The sequence below is a fragment of the Sebaldella sp. S0638 genome (genome assembly GCF_024158605.1).
Classification (GTDB): domain Bacteria; phylum Fusobacteriota; class Fusobacteriia; order Fusobacteriales; family Leptotrichiaceae; genus Sebaldella.
In genome coordinates, this window is the sequence record NZ_JAMZGM010000122.1 from 1 (window position 1) to 614 (window position 614).

The window sequence follows — 614 nt, forward strand, 5'->3', positions numbered from 1 at the left end:
ATTGCCTTTAAATCTGTTGGTATTTCTGTTGGACTTGATGGTTTTATTTTTGAATTACAGAATATTCTTAATCAAATTAAATTTATTGAATCTCAGATTAAAGAACTTGACAGTAAAATCAAAGAACTATATCTTTCTTTTGATTCATTCTTACATACTATTACCGGTATTGGTTTTACCACTGCTGCTATCATTCTTTCTGAAATTGGTGATATTAGTAAATTCGATAGTGAAGCTAAACTTACTTCATTTGCCGGACTTGATCCAACTGAATATTCTTCCGGTTCCTCTGTAAGAAGAAAATCTAAAATGTCTAAAAGAGGATCTCCTTTTTTACGTACAGCTATTTGGAATGCTTCTGTTGTTGCTTCTTTTAAAGACCCTGTTTTTAATGAATACTACCTTAAAAAGCGTAATGAAGGTAAGTCATACAAAGGAGCTATTGCTGCTGTTTCTAAAAAGATGACCAGAATTATTTTTAAAATTCTTAAAGATAACAGACCGTATCTTAAAAATCTATGATTTTTTTTAGACGGCTTTGCTGTCTATTTTGTGATACTCATTTTTTTATTTAAAAATTCTTCTTTTTTTCCTTGACATTTTATAACTGGTCT

1 protein-coding gene is annotated in these 614 nt (G+C 29.5%); it reads left to right on the forward strand.

Going from position 1 to position 614, the window contains the following annotated elements; all coding sequences use genetic code 11:
• Window positions 1-522, forward strand: a 522-nt coding sequence (locus NK213_RS17900; protein ID WP_253351742.1) for a transposase, incomplete at its 5' end; no start/stop codon positions are given.
• Window positions 523-614: the final 92 nt, after the last annotated feature.